Origin of the sequence: Caulobacter segnis ATCC 21756 (assembly GCF_000092285.1) — a bacterium.
Lineage (GTDB): Bacteria > Pseudomonadota > Alphaproteobacteria > Caulobacterales > Caulobacteraceae > Caulobacter > Caulobacter segnis.
The window spans coordinates 3,744,287-3,766,376 of the sequence record NC_014100.1; the positions used below are offsets into that span (position 1 = coordinate 3,744,287).

General features: G+C 68.8%; 20 protein-coding genes and 1 pseudogene. 10 read left to right on the top strand and 11 right to left on the bottom strand.

Annotated features, from left to right (window positions below; all coding sequences use genetic code 11):
• The first annotated feature begins 3 nt into the window (after nt 1–3).
• Nucleotides 4–124, top strand: a pseudogene (locus tag CSEG_RS22690) (hypothetical protein).
• 29 nt (nt 125–153) lie between these two features.
• Here the strand turns inward: CSEG_RS22690 and CSEG_RS17170 are convergent.
• Nucleotides 154–1,536 (bottom strand): aminotransferase-like domain-containing protein, encoded by a 1,383-nt coding sequence (locus CSEG_RS17170; RefSeq protein ID WP_013080498.1) that lies wholly within the window; start codon nt 1,534–1,536, stop codon nt 154–156.
• A 106-nt stretch (nt 1,537–1,642) separates the two neighbouring features.
• Here CSEG_RS17170 and CSEG_RS17175 point away from each other — a divergent pair, with 106 nt between their 5' ends.
• Nucleotides 1,643–2,317: a LysE family translocator gene (locus tag CSEG_RS17175; protein ID WP_013080499.1), complete on the top strand. Its 675-nt coding sequence runs from the start codon at nt 1,643–1,645 to the stop codon at nt 2,315–2,317.
• Nucleotides 2,318–2,390: 73 nt separating this feature from the next.
• Here CSEG_RS17175 and CSEG_RS17180 read toward each other — a convergent pair whose 3' ends face one another.
• Nucleotides 2,391–5,396, bottom strand: a complete 3,006-nt coding sequence (locus CSEG_RS17180; protein ID WP_013080500.1) for a TonB-dependent receptor plug domain-containing protein — start codon at nt 5,394–5,396, stop codon at nt 2,391–2,393.
• A gap of 628 nt (nt 5,397–6,024) precedes the next feature.
• On the opposite strand from CSEG_RS17180, the gene nadA reads away from it, so the two are divergent.
• From nadA to nadC, 3 genes are all read left to right on the top strand, one after another.
• Nucleotides 6,025–7,128 (top strand): quinolinate synthase NadA, encoded by a 1,104-nt coding sequence (gene nadA / locus CSEG_RS17185; protein ID WP_013080501.1) that lies wholly within the window; start codon nt 6,025–6,027, stop codon nt 7,126–7,128.
• Between the two features lie 156 nt (nt 7,129–7,284).
• Nucleotides 7,285–8,799 (top strand): L-aspartate oxidase, encoded by a 1,515-nt coding sequence (locus CSEG_RS17190; RefSeq protein ID WP_013080502.1) that lies wholly within the window; start codon nt 7,285–7,287, stop codon nt 8,797–8,799.
• On the top strand, nt 8,796–9,644 hold the full coding sequence (nadC, locus tag CSEG_RS17195; protein ID WP_013080503.1) for a carboxylating nicotinate-nucleotide diphosphorylase: 849 nt from the start codon (nt 8,796–8,798) through the stop codon (nt 9,642–9,644). The genes CSEG_RS17190 and nadC overlap by 4 nt, the downstream gene beginning before the upstream one ends.
• Nucleotides 9,645–9,648: 4 nt before the next feature.
• Here the strand turns inward: nadC and CSEG_RS17200 are convergent, their stop codons facing one another.
• The 3 genes from CSEG_RS17200 to CSEG_RS17210 all read right to left on the bottom strand — a co-directional run bounded on the left by CSEG_RS17200 (nt 9,649) and on the right by CSEG_RS17210 (nt 11,739).
• Entirely contained in the window at nt 9,649–10,065 is a 417-nt protein-coding gene (locus CSEG_RS17200; RefSeq protein ID WP_013080504.1) for an MAPEG family protein, read from the bottom strand.
• A gap of 87 nt (nt 10,066–10,152) precedes the next feature.
• Nucleotides 10,153–11,004, bottom strand: coding sequence for a prephenate dehydratase (locus CSEG_RS17205; RefSeq protein ID WP_013080505.1), 852 nt, complete (start codon nt 11,002–11,004; stop codon nt 10,153–10,155).
• A gap of 3 nt (nt 11,005–11,007) precedes the next feature.
• The gene (locus CSEG_RS17210; RefSeq protein WP_013080506.1) at nt 11,008–11,739 is read right to left on the bottom strand and encodes a 3-deoxy-manno-octulosonate cytidylyltransferase; all 732 of its coding nucleotides are present in this window, start codon (nt 11,737–11,739) and stop codon (nt 11,008–11,010) included.
• Between the two features lie 157 nt (nt 11,740–11,896).
• On the opposite strand from CSEG_RS17210, the gene CSEG_RS17215 reads away from it, so the two are divergent.
• From CSEG_RS17215 to CSEG_RS17225, 3 genes are all read left to right on the top strand, one after another.
• Nucleotides 11,897–12,598, top strand: coding sequence for a c-type cytochrome (locus CSEG_RS17215; protein WP_013080507.1), 702 nt, complete (start codon nt 11,897–11,899; stop codon nt 12,596–12,598).
• Between the two features lie 115 nt (nt 12,599–12,713).
• Entirely contained in the window at nt 12,714–13,229 is a 516-nt protein-coding gene (locus CSEG_RS17220) for a thioredoxin family protein (protein WP_013080508.1), read from the top strand.
• A gap of 75 nt (nt 13,230–13,304) precedes the next feature.
• Nucleotides 13,305–14,366, top strand: a complete 1,062-nt coding sequence (locus CSEG_RS17225; RefSeq protein ID WP_013080509.1) for an alpha/beta fold hydrolase — start codon at nt 13,305–13,307, stop codon at nt 14,364–14,366.
• Here the strand turns inward: CSEG_RS17225 and CSEG_RS17230 are convergent.
• The 3 genes from CSEG_RS17230 to CSEG_RS17240 are packed head-to-tail and all read right to left on the bottom strand — an operon-like array spanning nt 14,363 to nt 17,387.
• Nucleotides 14,363–15,148 carry an alpha/beta hydrolase gene (locus tag CSEG_RS17230; RefSeq protein WP_013080510.1) on the bottom strand — a complete coding sequence of 262 codons (786 nt, stop codon included), beginning with the start codon at nt 15,146–15,148 and terminating at the stop codon, nt 14,363–14,365. The two genes, CSEG_RS17225 and CSEG_RS17230, sit on opposite strands and share 4 nt — an antisense overlap.
• Nucleotides 15,145–15,984, bottom strand: coding sequence for a C40 family peptidase (locus CSEG_RS17235; RefSeq protein WP_013080511.1), 840 nt, complete (start codon nt 15,982–15,984; stop codon nt 15,145–15,147). Before CSEG_RS17235 ends, CSEG_RS17230 begins: the two co-directional genes overlap by 4 nt.
• Nucleotides 15,981–17,387 (bottom strand): aminopeptidase, encoded by a 1,407-nt coding sequence (locus CSEG_RS17240; protein WP_013080512.1) that lies wholly within the window; start codon nt 17,385–17,387, stop codon nt 15,981–15,983. The genes CSEG_RS17235 and CSEG_RS17240 overlap by 4 nt, the downstream gene beginning before the upstream one ends.
• 87 nt (nt 17,388–17,474) lie before the next feature.
• On the opposite strand from CSEG_RS17240, the gene CSEG_RS17245 reads away from it, so the two are divergent.
• Nucleotides 17,475–18,272 carry a tetratricopeptide repeat protein gene (locus CSEG_RS17245; protein ID WP_013080513.1) on the top strand — a complete coding sequence of 266 codons (798 nt, stop codon included), beginning with the start codon at nt 17,475–17,477 and terminating at the stop codon, nt 18,270–18,272.
• A gap of 87 nt (nt 18,273–18,359) precedes the next feature.
• Complete coding sequence (locus CSEG_RS17250) at nt 18,360–18,626, top strand: hypothetical protein (RefSeq protein WP_013080514.1); 267 nt, start codon at nt 18,360–18,362, stop codon at nt 18,624–18,626.
• A gap of 9 nt (nt 18,627–18,635) precedes the next feature.
• Here CSEG_RS17250 and CSEG_RS17255 read toward each other — a convergent pair whose 3' ends face one another.
• The 3 genes from CSEG_RS17255 to CSEG_RS17265 are packed head-to-tail and all read right to left on the bottom strand — an operon-like array spanning nt 18,636 to nt 22,089.
• Nucleotides 18,636–19,619: a type II secretion system F family protein gene (locus CSEG_RS17255; RefSeq protein WP_013080515.1), complete on the bottom strand. Its 984-nt coding sequence runs from the start codon at nt 19,617–19,619 to the stop codon at nt 18,636–18,638.
• 13 nt (nt 19,620–19,632) lie between these two features.
• On the bottom strand, nt 19,633–20,610 hold the full coding sequence (locus CSEG_RS17260) for a type II secretion system F family protein (RefSeq protein WP_013080516.1): 978 nt from the start codon (nt 20,608–20,610) through the stop codon (nt 19,633–19,635).
• A gap of 3 nt (nt 20,611–20,613) precedes the next feature.
• Entirely contained in the window at nt 20,614–22,089 is a 1,476-nt protein-coding gene (locus CSEG_RS17265; RefSeq protein WP_013080517.1) for a CpaF family protein, read from the bottom strand.
• Nucleotide 22,090: the final 1 nt, after the last annotated feature.

A 22,090-nucleotide genomic window follows, 5' to 3' on the forward strand; every position in this document is an offset into this window, starting at 1 on the left:
TGGTTGCGCCCCCTCCGTCACGATGCGTATCCGCATCGCGCCACCTCCCCCGCTTCGCGAGGGAGGAGGAAGCTCCTCCTCACCCGTAGCGCAGCGTGCGGGGGAGGTGGCGCGGCGCCGATAGGCGACGTGACGGAGGGGGCGCTCCCCGCCTCAGATCACCGCCCGCGACCGCTCGCCGACCTCGCTCGATAGCGCGCCGGCGACGATCTCCAGGCCCTGGCGCAGGGTCTGGCGGTCCGGCGCCGCGCCCAGGCAGACGCGCACGCCGGTGACGAGGCCGGGCGTGACGATCGGCGCGTCGGGCGGGGTCACCTCGGCGCCGCCGCGCAGGGCGCGACCGGCCAGGCGCTCGGCCTCCAGTTCGCTCATCGGCAGCCAGACATGCGGCGCACAGTCCGAGCGCGGCGGCTCGATCGCGGAGCCCAGGATGTCCCGCGCCAGGGAAAGCCGCGCGGCGGCCTCCTCGCGCACCTCGGCGACGATCTGGTCCGCCGCGCCGTCCTCGATCCACTGGGTGGCGACCAGGCCGCCGAAGCCCGAGGGCGCGTAGGTCAGGGCCCGCACGGCGTCCAGCACCCGCTCGAACGCGGCCTCGGTCGGCGCGACCAGGAAGCCGGCGCGCAGGCCCGGCCCCAATGTCTTGGAGACGCCCGAGACATGGAAGGTCCGCTCCGGCGCCAGCAAGGCCAGGGGTGGCGGCGCGTTCGGGGCGTAGGCGCCGTAGATGTCGTCCTCGATGATCGTCAGGTCGAGACGCCGCGCGAGCGCCGCGATCGCCTCGCGCCGCGAGACGCTCATGATCCGGCCGGTGGGATTCTGCAGCGTGGGGATGACCGACAGCACCCGTGCGCCGGTGGCCTTCACGGCCGCTTCCAGCGCATCCGCCGCCAGGCCTTCCTCATCCAGCGCCACGCCCTGCGGCCGCAAGCCCATGTGTGCGGCCAGCGCCTTGACGCCGTTATAGGTCGAGGCCTCGCACAGCACGGCGTCTCCGGCGCGCGCGACCGCGCCCATGGCCAGCGCCAGGCCCTGCTGGGCGCCGCCGCAGCAGACCAGCCGCGACACATCGGCGCCGTCAAAGCCGCCGAAACGCTGGAGCCACTGCGCCCCGGCCCGCCGTTGCGCCTCGTGTCCCGCCGCCGGGGCGTAGGCCAGGTGCTCGAGCAAGTCCGGCCGGCGGCGAAGGCGCGCCATGGCCTCGGCGATGCGGCTGGCGGCGGGTCCGGCGGGGGCGATGTTCTGGGCCAGGTTGACCGGCCCCTCGCGGACCGGCGCGCGGTGATCGGCCGGCGCGTTGACGAAGCTGCCCCGGCCGACATGGGCGCTGACCAGCCCGGCCTTCTCGGCCTCGACATAGGCGCGGGTGACGGTCCCGAGGCCTATCCCGAGACGATAGGCCAGGTCCCGCTGCGGCGGCAGACGCGCGCCGGCCGCCAGCGCGCCCGAGGCGATGTCGGACCGCAACGCCGCGACCAGCCGCTCGTAAAGTGGGCCCTCGCCGGCGGGAAGGTCGGGCGTCCAGGGGGCGGCCAAGGCGATCTCCTTATTGTCATTATGACAATATGCAATTTGACTCGCGATACAATGGAAATCATCACAGTGACATTATGCCCTCTCCTACCGAGACAAAGAGGCCGCGATGACTTCGGAACTGCTGCTCGCCTACGTCCTGTTCTGCTTCGCCACGGCGGGAACGCCGGGCCCGAACAACATGATGCTGCTGGCCTCGGGCGCGAATTTCGGCTTCCGACGCACGGTGCTGCACATCCTGGGCATCAGTTGCGGCCTGGGCTTCATGGTGCTGTGCATGGGTCTCGGCCTTGGAAGCGTGTTCAAGGCCTTCCCCGTGCTGCACGAGATCCTGCGCTGGGTCGGGGCGGCCTACATGCTTTGGCTGGCCTGGAAGATCGGGACTTCGGACAAGGTCAGCGACCGCCAGGCCGCCAGCCGGCCGATGACCTTCGCGCAGGCGGCGGCGTTCCAGTGGGTCAATCCCAAGGCCTGGGCCATGGCGCTTGGCGCGGTGACGACCTATGCGCCGGAGGGCGGATCGTGGACGGCCGTTCCGCTGCTGGCCGGGACCTTCATGCTGGTGGGCGCGCCCTGCAGCGCCGCGTGGGCGGGCTTCGGCCAGGGCTTGAGGCCGTTCCTGGACCGTCCCGCGGTCCTGCGGACCTTCAACGTGACCATGGCCGTGCTGCTGGTGATCTCGCTGGCGCCGATGGTCTTCGAGCATGGCAAGCCGCCGGCGTTCCCGGCGCGAGACCTGGCGATCAGCGCGCCGCCGATCGTCGTCACGCCCTGGCGGGGCTAGGCCTTCGCCCAAAGAAAAAGGCCGGCCCCTTTCGGAGCCGGCCCCTGACTGACAACCCGAAGGTTGGCGGTCCTTAGTACTCGAAACGCACGCCCACCTTGAACGTCCGGCCGATCAGGCCGGCGTAGTGCCAGGTGGTCAGGAAGTTCGGAGCCGACGAATAGGCGCCCGGCGCGATCGGAGCCTTCTTGTCGAACACGTTGCCCACGTTGGCGTACAGCTGCACGCCGTCCTTGACCTGGGCCGTCGCGTTCATGTCGACGTTTATGAAGCTCTTGATCTTGCAGAACTTGTTGGCGACGGCCGGGCTGCCCGAACCACCGTACGGGTTGCCCGGAACGCATTCCGTGCTGCCGTTGGTGTCCGCGGCGACCGACTTGATGCTGCCGACGTAGTAGGCCGTGGCCGACAGGGTGTACCGCTCGCCGAAGGCCAGGGTGTTCTGCCAGTTGCCCTTCCACTCGGGCGTACCGTTGCCCGACGAAAGGTCGTACGGGCCGAGGGTCCCGGCGTACTTCTCGACTTCGCCGTCCGAGGTGTGCAGGTCGTACTTCAGGACGTGCGTCACTTCCAGGCGGCTGGTCCACTTGATGTCGGCCGGCAGGTTGAAGCGGCCCGTGGCCGAGAAGTCGACGCCCGAGGTCTTCGAGTAGTCGGCGTTCACGTACGGGACGTTGATGATCAGCACGCGCGGCAGAGCGGTCGGGAACAGCGGATCGACGGCGTCGGTCACGTTGCACGAATAGCCCGCGCCCACGGCCGCGACAGCGGCGCAAGCGTCGGCCAAGTTCGTCTTGCTGTAGTAGGCGTTGACCGCGTCGCTGATCTTCGGACCGGAAACGATCAGGTCCGACTTTTTGACGTCGTAGTAGTCGACCGTCAGGCTCAGCCAGCGGGTCGGCTCATAGATCGTGCCGAGGGTGAAGCTGCGCGACTTTTCCGGCTTCAGGTCCGGGTTGCCGACGACGCCGCGGCCCAGGCTGTAGGACTGCGAGTACGGGTTGCTGGTGCCGCCATGCAGGGCCTGGAAGGCGGCCGGCGGCGTCGTGGACACGAAACCGGCGTACTGCGAGCGCGGGCCCGATTCAGCGAAGGTCGGCGCGCGGAAGCCCTTAGAATAGGTGCCGCGGAAGGCCAGTTGCTTGATCGGCGTGAACTTCGCGCCGAACTTCGGCGAGAAGTTGTTGAAGCCTTCCGAGTAGTCGTCGTAGCGGCCCGACACGTTCAGTTCGAGGGTGTCGTGGACCGGCGCGGCGATTTCGAAGAAGGCGGCCTTGACCGTGTGCTTGCCGAACGCCGAGGCGGTCGACAGGCCGTAGGTGTCCAGGCGGGCGTTCTGGTTGTTGTTTTCCAGAACTTCCTTACGCGCTTGGGCGCCAACGGCCAGCATCATGTCGCCGCCCGGCAGGGCCCACAGACGCTTGGTGATCGAGGCGTCGATCGACATCAGCGACGAGTGCGACGGGGTCACCTTGTCCGGCGAGATCGCGTTGCGGACGGCCGCGGAGTTCTGCGACGGATCGACGAAGTTGTACGAGCCCGTGTTGATCGCGTTGGTCAGGGCCGCGATGTTCAGCAGGCCGTGTTGCGTCAGACGCAGGTTGTCGCGAGCGCCGACGGCTTCGACACGCCAATGCCAGTCGTCGCCGAACGAGCCGTTGAAGCCCATCGTGCCACGGATGACTTCGTTGTCGCGTTCGCTGCCGGCCGGCAGGTCGCCGAATAGGTAGTAGAGGCGCGCGGCGCCGTTGGCCGGGTCGGCGGCGAAGGCGGCCGCGTACGGGTTGTTCGGGTTCAGACGACGGTCGACGGCGGTCGAGCAGTTCACGCCGGTCGAGCAGACGTAGACCGGCAGGACGATGCCCGGGTTCGACGAGGCCAGCGACGGCGCGCCGCCGAAGGGCTGGGTCGCCCGGACAGCCGACGGCGTGCCCTTGATGCTGACATAGCTCTTGGAATAGCTGCCGGTCGCGTAGCCTTCGACGTTCTCGTTCAGGCGGAAGCTCAGGCGGCCGTTGAAGGCGTAGCGCTTCTGCTTCGGCGCGATCTGGCGATAGGTGTCGACCAGGTCCCACTTACAGCCGACGCCACGGTTCGTGAGGTTGGTCGACGTGTAGGAGCCGTTGGCGCAGTTCGAGTTCAGCGTGGTGTAGTTGTAGTAGTTCTGCGTCTTGCCCGCGCTGTCGATATAGGTGCCGCTCGGGATCAGCGCCGTGCCGCCCGCAAGCGGATTGTTCAGGTCGCTCTGGGTCGTGCGGACCACGACGGCGTTCGGCGTCGCGGTGGTCAGCGAGCTGTCGGCGGTGTTGTTGTCCAGGCCGCCGATCGAGCTCAGGTCCTGAGTGTTGTACGGGAAGCCGCGGCTGTGGTTGGTGACCCGGCCGTTCGTCTGGTACTCGGCGTTGACATAGACGTTCCAGCCGGTCTCGGCGTAGTCGCCATAACCCAGGGTGATGTCAGCGCGGCGGTGTTCGGCGTCGCCACGGTCGCTCTCGCCGGCTTCCATGCTGCCCTTCACGCCGACGAATTGCTTCTTCAGCTTCAGGTTCACCACGCCGCCGATGGCGTCGGCGCCGTACGACGACGAGGCGCCGTCCTTCAGCACTTCGATCCGGTCGATCAGGCTGAACGGAATGGAGTTCAGGTCGACATAGGCGTTGTGACCGTCATCGTTCAGCGGGAAGTTGGTCGAGCGCAGGCCGTCGACCAGCACCAGGGTCGACGAAACGCCCAGGCCACGCAGCGACACGGCCGAACCGCCGGCCGAGAAGCCGCTCTGGAAACCGGTGCCGATCGAGCCGGCGCCGTCGGCCGAGATCGAGCGGATGGCGTCGGCGGCGGTGGCGATGCCCGCGCGCTCGAGGGTTTCGGAGGTCAGCACGGTGACCGGCGACGGGGTCTCGGTGTCGGTGCGGCGGAACAGCGAACCGGTGACGACGATCTCTTCGACTTCGGTCTGGTCGCTAGCTTGACCGGCGGGCGCGGTCTGGGCGGCGGCCTGGCCGGCGAACACCATCGCGGCGGCCGTGCAGATCATCGAGGACGCCAGCAAGCGCCCCCTCACGGAACTCATTCTCATTTTTAGGACTCCCCTAATATAACGGTGTGCGCCGAAAAGAAGCGCACTCCGAACCCCTCTCGAGTTCGAAATCAGGGAGCTACGGAGCCAACCCGTCCACGGTCAACGAACATTGATGTAATGAAATAAACTCTAATCTGACTGTCGCATTATGGCCACATCATTACATTCGCGTAACCTCGTTACATTAGATGTCATCTTCAATATTTATTGTCGAGCCGAAAGAATAGCTTCAGGACTGGATATGCTGATTTTTTCGGCAATCGATAAGGCCCGAGGGGAACGACATTTGTACATTTAAAACTGTATATGAATTTTAGAAAATGAGCTTTCGAACATCCGCAAATGTGACAATTTTTTACTGCACATTACCGATATGTAAGGATCAGATCTGGCTCGCACTCGGTCAAATCGAGCAATCTTCGTGCGAAGAACAAACTGACCTTAAAGCGTTGATCTTGGGCTCGCGCCGTCCGGTGCGACCGTTTGCATTTTCCGCGTGAAGCGCTATATCTGTCTCGTCAGTTATGCTCAGTTTCAGCATAACTCCGGCGTCGGAGGCCTGGAAAAGGTCCCGGCGTTTTTTGAGGCCCTGGAAATGCTCACTTTGAGCATAACGGAGGATCAGATGGCCGACGGGTTCGCAGTCCAGCCAGGAAATGGCGCGCTTGAGTTCACCGCCGAGATCGAGGCGCGGACCGCGCCCATCTGGGACAAGGTCAAGCACCATGTCACGCCGCTGGAGTGGCGGACGCAGGCGCCGCTGATCGCCGAGATCAACCGGCTGAAGCGCGAGAAGAACGCCGCGATCCTGGCCCACAACTACATGACGCCGGACATCTTCCACGGCGTGGGCGACTTCGTGGGCGACAGCCTGGCCCTGGCCAAGGAGGCCGCCAAGAGCGACGCCCAGATCATCGTCCAGGCCGGCGTGCACTTCATGGCCGAGACCAGCAAGGTCCTGTCGCCGCAGAAGAAGATCCTGATCCCTGACCTGAAGGCCGGCTGCTCGCTCGCCTCGTCGATCACGGGCGCCGACGTGCGGCTGATCAAGCAGCGCTATCCGGGGATCCCGGTCGTCACCTACGTCAACACCACCGCCGACGTGAAGGCCGAGACCGACATCTGCTGCACCAGCGCCAACGCCGTGCAGGTGGTCGAGTGGGCCGCCAAGGAATGGGGGACCGACAAGGTCATCTTGATCCCCGACGAGTTCCTGGCCCGCAATGTCGCCCGCCAGACGGACGTCAAGATCATCGCCTGGGCCGGACACTGCGAAGTCCACAAGCGCTTCACCGCCCAGGACATCGCCGACATGCGCGCGGCCTGGCCCGGCGCGGAAGTCCTGGCCCACCCCGAGTGTCCGGCCGAGATCCTGGAAGCCGCCGACTTCGCCGGCTCCACGGCGGCGATGAACGACTATGTGGCCGCCCGCAAGCCGGCCCAGGTGGTGCTGATCACCGAGTGCTCGATGGCCAGCAACGTGCAGGCCGAGAGCCCGGCGACCCAGTTCATCGGCCCCTGCAACATGTGCCCGCACATGAAGCGGATCACCCTGCAGAACATCTACGACGCGCTCGTTTACGAGCAGTTCGAGGTGACGGTCGACGCCGACGTCATCGACCGGGCGCGCCTGGCCGTTCAGCGGATGATCGACCTGCCGCCGCCGGTGACGCCGGCCCGTTACGACCTGGTCAAGGCCCGGCATCACGTGGATGTCGAGCTGATCTAAAGCCCCCTTCCCCCTCGATGGGGGGAGGGTTGGGGATGGGGGTGACGCGGCCGGTCCGCTTCACCGCCCTCTCCGGACTTTCTCGATGAGGCTGAACCGTCGTGTTCACCCCATCCCCGGCCCTTCCCCATCAAGGGCAAGGGAGTGGAGTGTAGAATGACCAAGCGTGTGAACTTCGACGGCCCCGTCATCCTCGGCGCGGGTCTGGCCGGTCTCACCGCCGCCCTCGCGGCGAAGACGGCCCTCGTCCTGTCGCCGACGCCGCTGGCGACCGGCTGCTCCAGCGCTTGGGCGCAGGGCGGCATGGCCGCGGCGCTGTCGGGTGAGGACACCCCGGAGCTCCACGCCGTCGACACCCTCGCCGCCGGCGCCGGGCTCTGCGATCCGGACGCCGTCGCCCTGCTGACCCGCGAAGGTCCGCAAGCCGTCCGCGATCTGGCCGCCTTGGGCGCGCCGTTCGACCGCAAGGCCGATGACGGTTTCGTTCTCAGCCTCGAGGCGGCCCACTCCAAGGCCCGCGTCGCCCGCGTCGGCGGCGACGGCGCCGGCGCGGCGATCATGGCCGCGGTGATCGCCACGGTTCGCGCCACGCCCTCGATCGAGATCCGCGAGAACGCTCGCGCCCGGCGACTGCTTCAGGACGCGACGGGCCGTGTGGTCGGCGTGCTCGCCGAGATCGACGGCGCCCTGGTCGAGATCCGCAGCCCGGCGGTGATCCTGGCGACCGGCGGCGTCGGCGGCCTCTACGCCGTCACCACCACCCCGGCGGAGGTGCGCGGCGAAGGCCTGGGCCTGGCCGCCCTGGCCGGCGCGACGATCGCCGACCCGGAGTTCGTGCAGTTCCACCCCACGGCCATCGACATCGGCCGCGACCCCGCGCCGCTGGCCACCGAGGCGCTGCGCGGCGAAGGCTCGATCCTGCGCGACAAGGACGGCCGCGCCTTCATGGCGGACTACCACCCGGCCAAGGAGCTGGCGCCGCGCGACGTCGTGGCCCGCGCCATCCACGCCGAACGCATCGCCGGGCGCGGGGCGTTCCTGGACGCCACGGAGGCGGTGGGCGACCACTTCCCGCACGAGTTCCCGGCCGTGTTCGAGGCCTGCCAAAGCGCGGGGATCGACCCGCGCCGCGAGATGATCCCGGTCGTCCCGGCGGTGCACTACCACATGGGCGGGGTCGCGACGGACCTCGACGGCCGCGCCAGCCTGCCGGGCCTCTACGCCGCCGGCGAGTGCGCCTCGACCGGGGTGCAGGGCGCCAACCGCCTGGCCTCCAACAGCCTGCTGGAGGCGGCCGTGTTCGGCGCCCGCGCCGGCCGCGTGGCGGCGGCGGAAGGAAAGCACGGCGGCGAACCGCTCAGCCTGGAGCCCCTGCCCGACCTGCCCGACGCCGCGCTGCAAATCCTGCGCAAGGCCATGAGCCGCGACGCCGGGGTGATCCGTGACGCCGCGGGCCTCGCGCGCCTGCTGGAACAGGTCGAGGCGCTGGAGCCCGCCTATGGACCCTGTCCCACGGTCGTCGCCGCGCGCCTGATCGTCGAGGCGGCCCTGGCCCGCCAGGAAAGCCGGGGCGGCCACTATCGCGCCGACTTCCCCGCGACCGCCGAACCCGTCCGCACCTTCGTGACCTTGGAGAACGCGGACGCCGCCGTCCGCTACGCCGCCGAATGAGCATCGTTCCTCTGGACGACATCCTCGTCCGCCCGATCGTCGACCACGCCCTGGCTGAGGACCTGGGTCGGGCCGGCGACATCACCGGCCAGGCCTGCATCGCCCCGGACGCCCGGCTGTCGGTGGTCTGGGCCAGCCGGCAGGATGGGAGGGTTTCCGGTCTTTCCTGCGCGCGCCTGTCCCTGGCCGCCCTCGATCCCACCACGACCTTCGAGGTCGTGACGCCCGACGGCGCCGACGCCGCCCCGGGCGCGATCCTGGCCCGCGCCGAGGGGAACGCCCGCGCCGTGCTGGCGGCCGAGCGCACGGGGCTAAACCTGCTGGGTCGGCTTTCCGGCATCGCCACCCTGACGCGCTCTTACGTCCGCCTGGTCGAGGGCACGGGCGCAACCATCGTCGACACCCGCAAGACCACGCCGGGCCTGCGGGCGCTGGAAAAGTACGCCGTCCGCTGCGGCGGCGGGGTCAACCACCGCTTCGGCCTGGATGACGCCATCCTGATCAAGGACAACCACGTCGCCGCTTGCGGGAGCGTGGGCGAGGCCGTCAGGCGCGCTCGCGCCCACGCCGGGCACTTGGTCAAGGTCGAGGTCGAGGTCGACGGTCTGGACCAGCTGGAAGAAGCCCTGAAGCACGGCCCGGACGTCGTCATGCTGGACAATTTCAGCCTCGACGACCTGAAGACCGCCGTGCGCCTGGCCAAGGGCCGCGCGGTGCTGGAGGCCTCGGGCGGCGTGAACCTGACCACCGTCCGCGCGATCGCCGAGACCGGCGTCGACGTGATCAGCGTCGGAGCGCTGACACACTCGGCGCCGGTGTTGGACATCGGGCTGGACGCGGTCTAAGCGCCTAGAACAACCTCATCAGCTCCCGCACCACCATCCCCGCCAGCACGCCGGTCGAGACCGCGAACAGCAGGAAGCGGATCGCCACCAGGTTGATGCTGACCTGCACCAGGCTGTGCAGCACGCGCAGGCTGACATAGACCCAGGCTAGATGGGCGGACATGCCGTCGGCGTGGCCCGCCACCTCGATCGCCAGCGCCGCCGCGTAGAAGATCGTCGGCTGCTCCATCAGGTGATTGTAGTTGTCGGCCGCCTGCCGCGCCGTGTCGGGCAGCTTGTCCAGCGAACCCGGAAACCGCGCGTCCTGCGGCTTGATCCCGGCCTTCTGCATCGCCGGAATCCTCTGGACGTACATCCAGACCCAGATCACCAGCGTCCAGGCCACCAGCGCCATCACCGGCGCGATCATCGAATTCTGCATGGGCTCCCTCCCCGGGATGTTTGTTATGTCCGGGGAAGAAGATCAGATAACGGCGTTATGGGGAATGGTGCCGTTTGGGGAAGCCCGTTACGCGCCCCGGTCCCTGAACGGATCGGCCGGATACACGCCCAGGATCTCGAACTTCTCGGAGAAGAACTTCAGCTCGTCCAGCGCCAGGGCCAGGGAGCGATCCTCCGGTCGGCCGTCGACCTCGGCGTAGAAGAAGGTGGCCGTGAAGGCGCCGCCTTCCATGTAGCTTTCCAGCTTGGTCATGTTGACGCCGTTGGTCGCGAAGCCGCCCAGCGCCTTGTAGAGCGCCGCCGGCAGGTTGCGGACGCGGAACACGAAGCTGGTCACGCAGCGATGCGTGAACTCGGGCGCCGGCGGGGTCTTGTCGGCCGTCATCACCAGGAAGCGGGTGGTGTTGTGGCGCTCGTCCTCGATGTCGCGGGCCAGGATGTCCAGGCCATAGATCTCGGCCGCCAGGGCCGGGGCGACCGCGCCGCGCGTCGGGTCAGGCTTGGCCGCCAGGTCCTTGGCCGCGCCGGCCGTGTCGCCGGCCGCCTCGGTGGCGACACCCAGCTTCTTGAGGCTGTTGCGGCACTGGGAAAGCGCGATCGGCATCGAGGCCACGGTCTTGATGTCCGCCAGCTTGACGCCCTTGTTGGCCATGAGCTGGAAGCGGATCGGCTTGAAGCGCTCGCCGATGATCTTTAGCCCCGAGGCTGGCAGCAGGTGGTGGACGTCGGCCACGCGGCCGGCGATCGAGTTCTCGATCGGGATCATGCCCAGGGCGGCGGTCCCGGTCTTGATCGCCTCGAACGCCTCCTCGAACGTCTTGCAGGGATAGGCCTCGTACTCGGGGAAGTAGGTCCGGCACGCCTCGTGGCTGTTGGCGCCGGGCTCGCCCTGGAAGGCGATTTTCTTGAGGATGCTCATGAGCTACTTTCCGGCGGCCGCGCGGGCCGCCTCGAGGTCGGAAGGGTTGTCGACGGAGATCGGAGCGGTCTTGGCCACGGCGGCGCGAATGGTCAGGCCCAACTCTATGGCGCGCAGTTGCTCCAGCTTCTCGCGCTTTTCCAGCGGCGAGGGCGAGGCGGCGTTGAACGCCTCCAGGGCCTCGCGGCGATAGCCGTAGATGCCGATGTGGCGCCAGACCGGCCCGTCGCCATAGAGGGTCGAGCGGGTGAAGTAGAGCGCGCGGCCGCTGGCCCCGTCGTCCTCCATGGTCAGGATCGCCTTGACCACGTCCGGATTGCTCCGGTCGGCGGGCGAGGATTCCGGGGCCACGACGGTGGCGATATCGGCGTCGCCAAAATCCTTAAGTATTCGCGCGCAATCCGACAGCACGGCCGGATCGACGAACGGCATGTCGCCCTGCAGATTGATCACCACGTCGTGCTCGAACCCCGGATCGAGTTCGGCCAGCGCGGCCAAAATGCGGTCCGAGCCGGACGGCAGGTCGGGATCGGTCAGAACCGCCGTCCCGCCAGCCTTTTGAACCGCCTCGACGATTTCGGGATCGCCCGCCGCAACGGCCACGGGACCAATCGCCGCATCACGGGCCTGGTTCAGCACCCGGACGATCATCGGGACGCCGCCGATGTCGGCCAGAGGCTTGCCCGGAAGACGGGTCGCCGCCATCCGCGCGGGGATCAGAACGATGGGGTTCATGGCCTCAAATCTTTGCTGCCCGGTTGCGCGAGGGGCGGTAGCGTGTAAGAGACGCGAGCGCAACATGACGCGCGTCGGGGACTCGCTTGCGGCCTCTCGCGCGTCGGGGAATCCGAGCCCGCCATCAGCGGGCTGGCAAGAGGCTGACAAGGCTGAGATGAGCGACCTGACGTTCAACAAGATCGCTGGCGGCGTGCTGCTGACCGGCCTCGTTATTTTTGGTCTCCGGGAAGCTTCGGACATCGTCTTCAAGAAGACCGAGGTCGAGAAGGCCGGCTACGAGATCGCCGTCCAGGAAGAAAGCGCCGAAGGCGGCGCGGCCGCCGCGGACACGCCGCCGGATTGGAACGCCGTGCTGACGCCGGCCAACGTGGCCGCCGGCCAGGCCGTTTCGGCCAAGTGCGCCGCCTGCCACAAGCTGGACGCGTCGAACGCCAACTCCACCGGCCCTGGTCTGTGGGACGTGGTGGGCCGCAAGCCGGCCGGGCACCCGGGCTTCAACTATTCGGGCGCGATGAAGGACTTCGCGGGCAAGCAGCCCATCTGGGACTACGACGCGCTGTACACCTTCCTGAAGGCGCCCGGTAAGGACGTCCCCGGCACCAACATGACCTTCGTGGGTCTGAAGAAGCCGGAAGACCGCATCGCGCTGATCGCCTACCTGCACAGCCTGGGCTCGACGCTGCCGGTTCCGCCGCCGCGTCCCGCCGCCGCCGCGGCTCCGGCCGCCGAGGGCGCGCCCGCCGCTGACGCCGCCGCGCCTGGCGCTCCGGGCGGTACGACCGCTCCGGCCGCCGGCGCCGCCGCGGCCCCCGCCGCTCCGGCGGCTGGCGGCAATACGGCTCCGCCGAAGGCCTGATCGCTTCTTAGGCGGATCATCTAATCTGTAAGGGCCGCGAAGTTTTCTTCGCGGTCCTTTTCCTATTGTGGAGCTAGGAATTTCGGACCCATCGTCCGTTGAAAGCTCCAGTCCGATGAAGCTCCGCGCCCTGGCCGTCGCTGGCCTGATCGCCTTTTCCGCCGCGCCGGGCGTCACGCTCGCCGCCACCAAGGCTCCGGCCGTCGCCTTGCAGTCGATCGACGGCCTGCCGACGCCCCTGCCCTATCCTTACAACGAGACCGCCGACGCCGAGGCCGACCTCGCCGCCGCGATCAAGAAGGCCAAGGCCCACAAGAAGCTCGTCCTGATCGACCTGGGCGGCAACTGGTGCGGCGATTGCCGCGTCTTCGCCGGGGTGATCGAGCAGCCCGACGTCAAGCGCTGGGTCGACAAGCACTACGAGATCGTGGCGATCGACGTCGGCCGCTACAGCAAGAACATGCAGATCCCGGCCCGCTACGGCGTCGACAAACTGAAGGGCGTGCCAAGCTTCCTGGTGGTCGACACCAAGGGCAAGCTGATCAACGACGGCGCCTTCTTCGCCCTGACCGACGCTCGCCACATGACGCCCCAGTCGATCGTCGACTGGCTGGCGCAATGGCCGAAGTAGCGGCGTCCAACGTCCGGCGGGTATCCAGAATTTCCGACTCGCCCGCAGATCGGCGGATCGGGTGGGAGAGCAAGGATGAAGCGTTTCTGGGTGATCGCGGCGGCCATGGCGCTGGCGGCGGGACCAAGCCTGGCCAAGGCCGCCGAGCTCAATCCCGCCTGCCGCGCGGCGGGCCGACCGGTGTCCGAGGCCGGGTTCGTCGACATCGGCGGCATCCGCCAGTGGCTGACGATCGACGGCCAGGACTGCGCCAATCCGGTGGTGCTGATCGTCCACGGCGGCCCGGGCAATCCCAACACGCCCTTCGCGCACAACCTGTTCGGCGATTGGTCGAAGCGCTTCACGGTGGTCCAGTGGGACCAGCGCGGATCGGGCAAGACGTACGGCGCCAGCAAGCCCCCGGAGGACGAGCTGCTGACCATGGACCGTCTGACCCAGGACGGCGTCGAGGCGGCGCGCTACGTCGCCCAGCGCCTGGGCAAGCGCAAGGTGATTATCATGGGCGGCTCGTGGGGTTCGGCCCTGGCGGTCAACATCGCCCAGGCCGCGCCCGAGCTCTTCAGCGCCTATGTCGGGACGGCCCAGCTGGTGAACTACCAGCTGGACATGAAGACCAGCTATGACCTTACCCTAGCCAAGGCCCAGGCGGCGGGCGACGCGGATGCGATCACCAAGCTGACCGCGCTGGGGCCGCCGCCCTGGACCGATCCGCGCGCGTTCGGGATCCTGCGCCGCATCACCCGCAAGTACGAGGCCCTGGCGACCGAGGCCCCGCCCAAGGGCTGGTTCGCGTTTGGCCCCGGCTATGACACCCCGGCCTACGAGGCCGACTACACGGCGGGCGAGGACTATTCGTTCTTGAACTTCGTCGGCCCCAAGGGCGACGGCATGGGCCCCAAGATCGATCTGCGCAAGCTGGGAACGACCTTCGCCATGCCGGTCTACATGCTGCAGGGCGAGGCCGACCTGGTCACGCCGCCGGCGGTGTCGAAGGCCTATTTCGACGAGATCCGCGCGCCCAAGAAGGAATTCGTCGTCCTGCCGCGCACCGGCCACGACCCCAACCGCATCATGATCGACGCCCAGTTCGCGGCGCTGACGAAGGCGCGGACCTCGACCGACGCCGGCCGGCGCTAGGAGCTCGCCTTCCGCGCCAGCCAGTCCGCCGCCAGCCCGGGCCAGGCGGCCTGGGTCCCGTCCAGCTGGCGCAGGCTGAAGCCGTGGGGCGCGGTTCCGAAGACGTGGGCGTCCAGATCGAGGCCGGCGTCGCGGGCCGTCCGGATCAGGTTCAGAGCGTGCTCGACGGGCACGGCCTGATCCATCAGGGCGTAGGCCAGGAACACCGGACAACGCGGCAGGCCATGCGGCTCCTCGGCGATCCCGATCGGCCAGGCGTCGTAGAAGGCCTGCTTCTCCGCCGGCGGATAGTCGGGCTTGCCCGCCGGCGCCTTGTAGGCCCGGTGATTGGCGTTGATCGGCGCATAGGCGATCAGCACGCCCGCCAGCTCCGCATCCGGCTGGCAGGCCAGCGCGCCGGCCAGATGGCCGCCCGACGACAGGCCCAGCACGAACCGGGGCAGGTCGCGGGGAATACGCTCCAGCGCCGCCAGGCCGTCCGTCAGGGCGATGTCGAAGGGCCAGACGCCTTTCCCGCCCGGCGCGCCGGGCAGGCGGTGCGCCAGCACATAGGCGTCATAGCCAAGGTCGTTCAGCCAGGCGGCGATCTGCGTCCCCTCGCTGTCAATCATCAGCCGCAGATAGCCGCCGCCGGGACAGACCAGAACTCGCCCCTTGGGCGCGGCGACGCGATAGGCCAGCAGCTCGCCGCGCGAGACGGTCTCGATCACGCGATCAGGCGCCGCCCCCTCCAGGACATTGACGGGGCCAGCGCTAAGCGCGAACACTTCGGGCTGGATCATGCGACGCGCCTGTAGCCCAGCGGCGCGCCGACGCCGGCGGCCTCGATCCGCGCGATCGCCTCGCCCAGAGGCTCGATCGCCACGGCCATGTGGTGGGCGTTGGCGTGCAGGATGGTGTGGGGATCCAGCAGGATCGCCACATGGCCCTTCCAGAAGATGAGATCGCCGCGCCGACGGTCTGCCTCGGCGATCTCCGGGAAGAAGCCGCGCTGCAGGTCGGTGTCGCGCGGGCAGGCCCGGCCGCAGGCGTAGAGCGCCTGCTGAACCAGGGCCGAGCAATCCAGTCCCAGGCTCTCGCGCCCGCCCCACTGGTAGGGCGCGCCCAGGAACCGCTCGGCGATCGCGACATAGTCGGTCTCGAACCGACCGATCGGCGCCAGGTGATGCTCGACGAGCCACCCGGTTCGGGCGCCGCGCACGAACAGACCCTCGCGCGCCTCGATCGTGACCAGGGCGTTGAGGCTGTAGAGGCCGACGATGGCCGACTTGATGTCCGGCTCGGCGAAGGCGTAGGTCCGCAGCGCGCTGACGCGATGCTCGGGCGGCGCGACGGGGGCCGACAGGGCTTCGATCGGGACATAGCCGACATAGCGGTCGCGGCGGGCCTGGCCGAAGGCGAACTCGCCGGTCTCGAATAGGACGTCGAACAGCTCGCCGAACAGCAGCTGATCCTCCTGCTCGGCGTCGGGCGCGGGGGCCTTGCGCAGGCTGGCGACCGGGGCGCTCACCTGCATCGGCGTCACGTCGGCGAAGCGGTCGGCGGCGACAAGGCCCTCCAGGCGGCGATCGGCGAGGCCGTCGCGCACCAGCGTCAGGCGGCGATCCGGAGCGCTCATCGGGCGAACCGCGCGCGCAGCATCGCGAAGACGGCGCGGATGGCCTGGACCTCGGCCCCGACCGGATAGCCGGGTCGCCCCTTCGGGTTCCAGGCGAAGACGTCGAAGTGCGCCCACGGGCCGACGTCATCGCCGGAAGGCGCGAAGCGTTGCAGGAACAGGGCGGCGGTCGTCGCGCCCGCCTGGGCCCAGCCGTCGGGATCGTTCTTCAGGTCGGCGATGTCGCTGTCCAGCGCCTCGCGATAGGCGTCGGTCAGGGGCAGACGCCACAGCGGGTCGGCCACGGCCTTGGACGCCGTCTCGATCTGGCCGGCCAGCTTGTCGTCGCTCGTCCAGAACGGGATCACGAACGGACCCATGGCGATCCGCGCCGCGCCCGTGAGCGTGGCGAAGTCCAGGGTCAGGGCCGGCTTCAGCTCGGCCGCGCGGGTCAGGGCGTCGGCCAGGATCAGGCGGCCTTCGGCGTCAGTGTTGCCCACCTCGACCGAAAGGCCCGCGCGGGTGGCCAACACGTCGCCGGGCCGCATGGCGTCGCCGGCGATGGCGTTCTCGACCACCGGCGTCAGGATGACGAGGCGCACCGGCAAGCCGGCCTCCATGACCATCCGCCCCAGGGCCAGGGCGTGGGCGGCGCCGCCCATGTCCTTCTTCATCAGCCGCATGCCGGACGAGGGCTTGATGTCGAGGCCGCCGGTGTCGAACACCACGCCCTTGCCCACCAGCGCCAGCACGGGGTGCGAGGGATCGCCCCAGGTCACCTCGATCATACGGGGCGCGCGCGAGGCCACGGCGGCGCGTCCCACCGCGTGAACGGCCGGGTAGTTCTCCTTCAGCAGGTCGTCGCCGCGCACGACCGACAGGGTCGCGCCGTACTTCTGGGCGATCTCGCCGGCGATCGTCTCGATCTGCAGCGGCCCCATGTCGTTGGCCGGGGTGTTGACCATGTCGCGGGCCAGGGCGCAGGCGTGGGCCATGGCGGTGACCGCGGCGGCGTCCACGCCCTTGGGCGCGACCAGGCGGGCGATCGGCTCGCCGTGCTTCTTGTAGCGGTCGAAGCGATAGGTCCCGAGCGCGAAGGCCAGGGCCGCCTGTTCGGCGTCGATCCCCTTGGGCAGCTTCGACAGCGCGTAGTCGCCGGCGGGCAGCTTGCCGGCCAAGGTCCGCAGCAGCGACGGATCGACGCGGCCGCTCCCCAGACCTAGCAGCACCTGCTCGACCGCGCCGCTGGCGCCGGGGACGGCCAGGACCTGCCCGAGCTTGCCCGAGAACTTGTTGGCCGTCGCGAACGTCCTGACGGGCCCGCGTTTGCGGGCCAGGAAGGCCTCGACCTCGCCCTCGGCCACGGGGTGGACCGGAACGGCCCCTTCAGCTTGGCTGAGGATCGGATGCGTCGCGTCGGACATCGGCGGGCCCTCTCGAAAATTATGCTTAACGCTTCCTTTAAGGGCCTGACCGATCATGGCCGGGCTCTTTTCGGAGACTCGTCTTCCATGTGTCGCAAGCGCGCGCGCCTCGCAACCGTTCTCGCCCCCGCCGCCCTGGCGCTGGCGGCGCTTTGCGCGAGCGACGGTGCCCTGGCCGCCGATGCGCCGGTCAAGGCCTCGCCGCAGCAGCGGGGCGAAGCCCGTCGATTGGACCCGCTGGCGCGCGCCGCCTTCTGGGGCTCGGAATTCCAGGCCGACGCGGCCGACGCCGAGGCCGGCGCGGGCCTGGCCCAGGCCCTGCGCGGCCTTGGCCGCAACGACGACGCGGCCGAGGTGGCGACCCAGGCTCTCGTGGCCCATCCTGACGACGAGGCGCTGCTGCTGGAGCTGGCCCGCGCCCACATCGCCCGCGGCCAGGGCTTCTACGCGATCGACCCGGCCCGCAAGGCCGCCAGCCTGGCGCCCAAGGATTGGCGGCCGCTGACCCTGCTGGCCGTGGCCTACGAGCAGGCCGAGCGCGGCGACGAGGCCGAGGCCGCTCACCGCCAGGCCCTGGCGCTGGCGCCCAGCGAGGCCACGCCGCTGACCAACTACGCCATGCACCTGGCCGCCAAGGGCGATCTCGCCGGCGCCGAGGCGCAGCTGCGCCGCGCGGTCGCCCTGCCCTCGGCCGGCATCCAGGTCCGCCAGAACCTGGCCTTGGTAGTCGGCCTGCAGGGCCGCCTGCCCGAAGCCGAAAAGCTGGCCCGCGCCGACCTGCCCCCCGAACAGGTCGCCAACAACCTCGCCTATCTCCGGGCGGCCCTCGGACAAGCCGGCGGCGGCCGAACCTGGGACGCGCTGAGGGCCGGCGGCGGGCAGTAGGGGCCAAGCGCGACCTGCGGCAAATGGCGGGACTCTCGGGGGCCCGGATGGCGTGTATCAAGCGCGCTCTTCGCCCCAAGGACCGCCATGCGAAAGCTGCTCGCCCTGGTCGTCGCGCCGCTCGCGGCGGCGCCGACGCTCTATCTCGCCTTCATTACCGGCACGGTCATTGATCGCGGCTACGCGTGGGGCGTCATGGACTGGAACAGCAACGGGCGCACCGAGCTGCACGAGGTGATCGCCGCCACCGACATCATCCCGCACAAGACGATCCGCGGCGGCCAGCGGTGCACCAGCTATTTCCACTATAGTCGGGCGACCCTGCTGCGAACCGACTGCGAGGCCAGGGCCTGACCACGGCCCTCAGTGCTTGGCGAAGACGTCCTGCACCTTGATGATCGCCGGGCCCAGGATGACGATGAACAGCACCGGCAGGAAGAACAGGATCATCGGCACGGTCAGCTTGGCCGGCAGGGCGGTGGCCTTCTTCTCGGCGGACGACAGGCGCAGCTCGCGGTTTTCCTTGGCCATCACGCGGAGCGCGGCGCCCAGCGGCGTGCCGTAGCGCTCGGCCTGGATCATGGCCGTGGCCACCGACTTGACGCCCGGATGATTGGTGCGGCGGGCCAGGTTCTCATAGGCCTGGCGGCGCTCGGGCAGGTACGAGAGCTCGGCGGTCAGCAGGCTGAGCTCCTCGGCCAGCTCCATGGACTGGGCGCCGATCTCGGAGCTGACCTTCTGGATCGCCGCCTCGACCGACATGCCGCTCTCGACGCAGATCAGCAGCAAGTCCAGGGAGTCGGGGAAGGCCGCCACGATCGACTCGCGGCGCTTTTGGGCGATGTTGGTGATGTAGACGTTGGGCGCGTAGTAGCCGAACGCCAGGGCCGCCACGCAGGCGCACAGCTTCTGGATCGGCAGCAGGCCGAAGTCGTTGACCCCGTAGAGGTAGGCCGCGACCACCGCGGCGAACACGAACGGCGCCACGAAGCGGAAGAAGTAGAAGGTCGTCACCGGCCGGGGGCCGCGGAAGCCGGCCTGGGCCAGCTTGTCGACGACCTTGGGGTCCTCCAGCAGGCGCGACAGCTGCAGACGTTCGACCACCTTCTTGTAGAGCCCTTCGTCCTGATGGCGCAGGGTCCCGGGCGCCCCATGCCGCTGGGCCAGGGCCTCGCGCGAGCGGCGGCGCAGCTCCTCGCGGCGGTTGGCGACCGACTTCAGCCGGCCTTCCAGGCCGTTGTCGCGCATCAGCGGCGAAGCCAGGGTGATGATGGTGGCGAACACCACCACCGCGATGAAGGCGGTCAGGAGGTTCGAGGGATCGGTCAGGGTCTCGACGAGCGTCATGCGGCGGGTCCCCTCAGAACTTGAAGTTGATCATCTTGCGCATCACCAAGACGCCGATCCCCATCCAGATCGCGGCCGCCAGCAGCATCAGGTGGCCGCGCGGATCGGTGAACAGAGGCTGCATGTAGGCGGGCGAGGTGACGCTGATCAGCACGATCACGCCTGGCGGCAGGGCGCCGATGATCAGGGCCGAGGCGACCGCCTCGGCCGACAGCGCCTTGATCTTCTCCTTCATCATCTTGCGCGATCGCAGCACGGTCGAGAGGTTGCCCAGGGCCTCGGCCAGGTTGCCGCCGGTCTTCTGCTGGATCGCCAGGACGATGGCGAAGAAGCGCAGCTCGTTGGTCGGCATGCGCTCGTGCATCTTGTCCAGCGCCGCGTCCAGCGGCACGCCCATGGCGACGTTCTCGGTCAGCATGCGGAACTCGCCGGCCAGAGGCTCGGGGCTTTCCTGGCCGATGATCCGCAGGCAGTCGTGCAGCGGCAGGCCCGACTTGATCCCCCGCACGATGATGTCGATGGCGTCGGAGAAGGCCTCGGTAAACTTGCGGATGCGGCCCTGGGCCAGGATCGACAGCAGCCAGCGCGGTAGGCCCAGCCCCGCCGCGAACCCCGCCCCCAGCGCGATCCACACGGTCTGGCCCAGCGCCAGGACGATCAGGATGACGCCGACCGCCAGGCCCAGGCTGACCATCCAGAACAGCCGCACGTTCGGCCCCAGCCCCGCCGCCTGCATTCGCGCGGCGATGCTCAAGGTGGCCTTCTTCTGCTTGCGCTCCTGCTCCTTCAGCGCCTTCAGGATGGTCTGGCGGCGGACCTCGTTCGGGTTGGCCGCGGGCTTGTTCTTGGCGGCCTGACGGTCGACGCCGCCGGCCCCGATCACCTGCGCGCGCTTGGCGGCCTTGGACGCCTGGCTGTCGTCGCCCACGAACGCAAAGCCCAGGCCGGCGATGGTGATGAAGCCCAGGACGCCGGCGAGGATGAACAGCATCGCCTACTCCGCCGCGTCGAGGGCTTCGGCCAGCTCGCGCTCCAGGCCGTAATAGCGGGCGCGGTCCCAGAACTTGGGGCGGGCGATGCCGGTCGAGCGGTGACGGCCCAGCACCTTGCCGTGCTCGTCCTCGCCGGTGATGTCGTAGACGAACAGGTCCTGGGTCACGACCACGTCGCCCTCCAGCCCGACCACCTCGGTGATGTGGGTGATGCGGCGGCTGCCGTCGCGCAGGCGGGCGGCCTGGATGATCACGTCGACCGAGCCGACGATCATCTCCTTGATGGTCTTGGAGGGCAGGCCGTAACCGCCCATGGTGATCATGCTCTCGACCCGGCTCAGCGCCTCGCGCGGGCTGTTGGCGTGCAGCGTGCCCATCGAGCCGTCGTGGCCGGTGTTCATCGCCTGCAGCAGGTCGAAGGCCTCGGGACCGCGCACTTCGCCGACGATGATCCGCTCGGGCCGCATGCGCAGGCAGTTGCGCACGAGGTCGCGCATGGTGACCGCCCCCTGCCCTTCCAGGTTCGGCGGCCGGGTTTCCAGGCGCACCACGTGCGGCTGCTGCAGCTGCAGTTCGGCCGCGTCCTCGCAAGTGACGACCCGCTCGGTGGGGTCGATGAAGGCGGTCATGGTGTTGAGCAAGGTGGTCTTGCCCGAGCCGGTGCCGCCCGAGATGATCACGTTGCAGCGGCAGGCGCCGATCACGCCCAGCACCCGCGCCCCCTCGGGGCTGATGGAGGCGTACTCCACCAGGTTCTTCATCGTCAGCTTGTCGCGCCGGAACTTGCGGATGGTCAGGGTCGGGCCGTCCAGCGCCAGCGGCGGGGCGATGACGTTGACGCGGCTGCCGTCGGGCAGGCGGGCGTCGCAGATCGGACTGCTCTCGTCGACGCGGCGGCCGACCTGGCTGACGATCCGCTGGCAGATGTTCATCAGCTGCTGGTTGTCGCGGAAGCGGACATTGGTCAGCTGAACCTTGCCGCCGACTTCGATGAACACCCGGTGCGCGCCGTTGACCATGATGTCGGCGATGTCGTCGCGGGCCAGCAAGGGCTCCAGCGGGCCATAGCCGAGGACGTCGTTGGTGATGTCCTGGACCAGGGCCTCCTGCTCGGAGACCGACATCGAGACGTTCTTGATCGCCACCAGCTCGGCGACGATGTCGCGGATCTCCTCGGCCGCCTGGCGCTGGTCCAGCTGGGCCAGCTGCGACAGGTCGATCGTGTTCAGCAGGGCGTTGAAGATCGTCGTCTTGGTGACGTGGTAGTAGTCGCTCTGCTCACGGACGATCGGGGCGGCCAGCGGCGCCGCCTGGTGGGCCAGGGCGCGCGGCGGCGGACCGGTCACCTTGGGCGACGGCGCGACCGGCTCGGCGGGCGGCGTCTCGATCCGCCGCGCGCGCGTGGCGACCGGCGCGCCCTCCGCCGGAGCGGGCGACGGGGCCTTCTGTTCAGCGGACGGGGCGCGCTTGCCGAACATC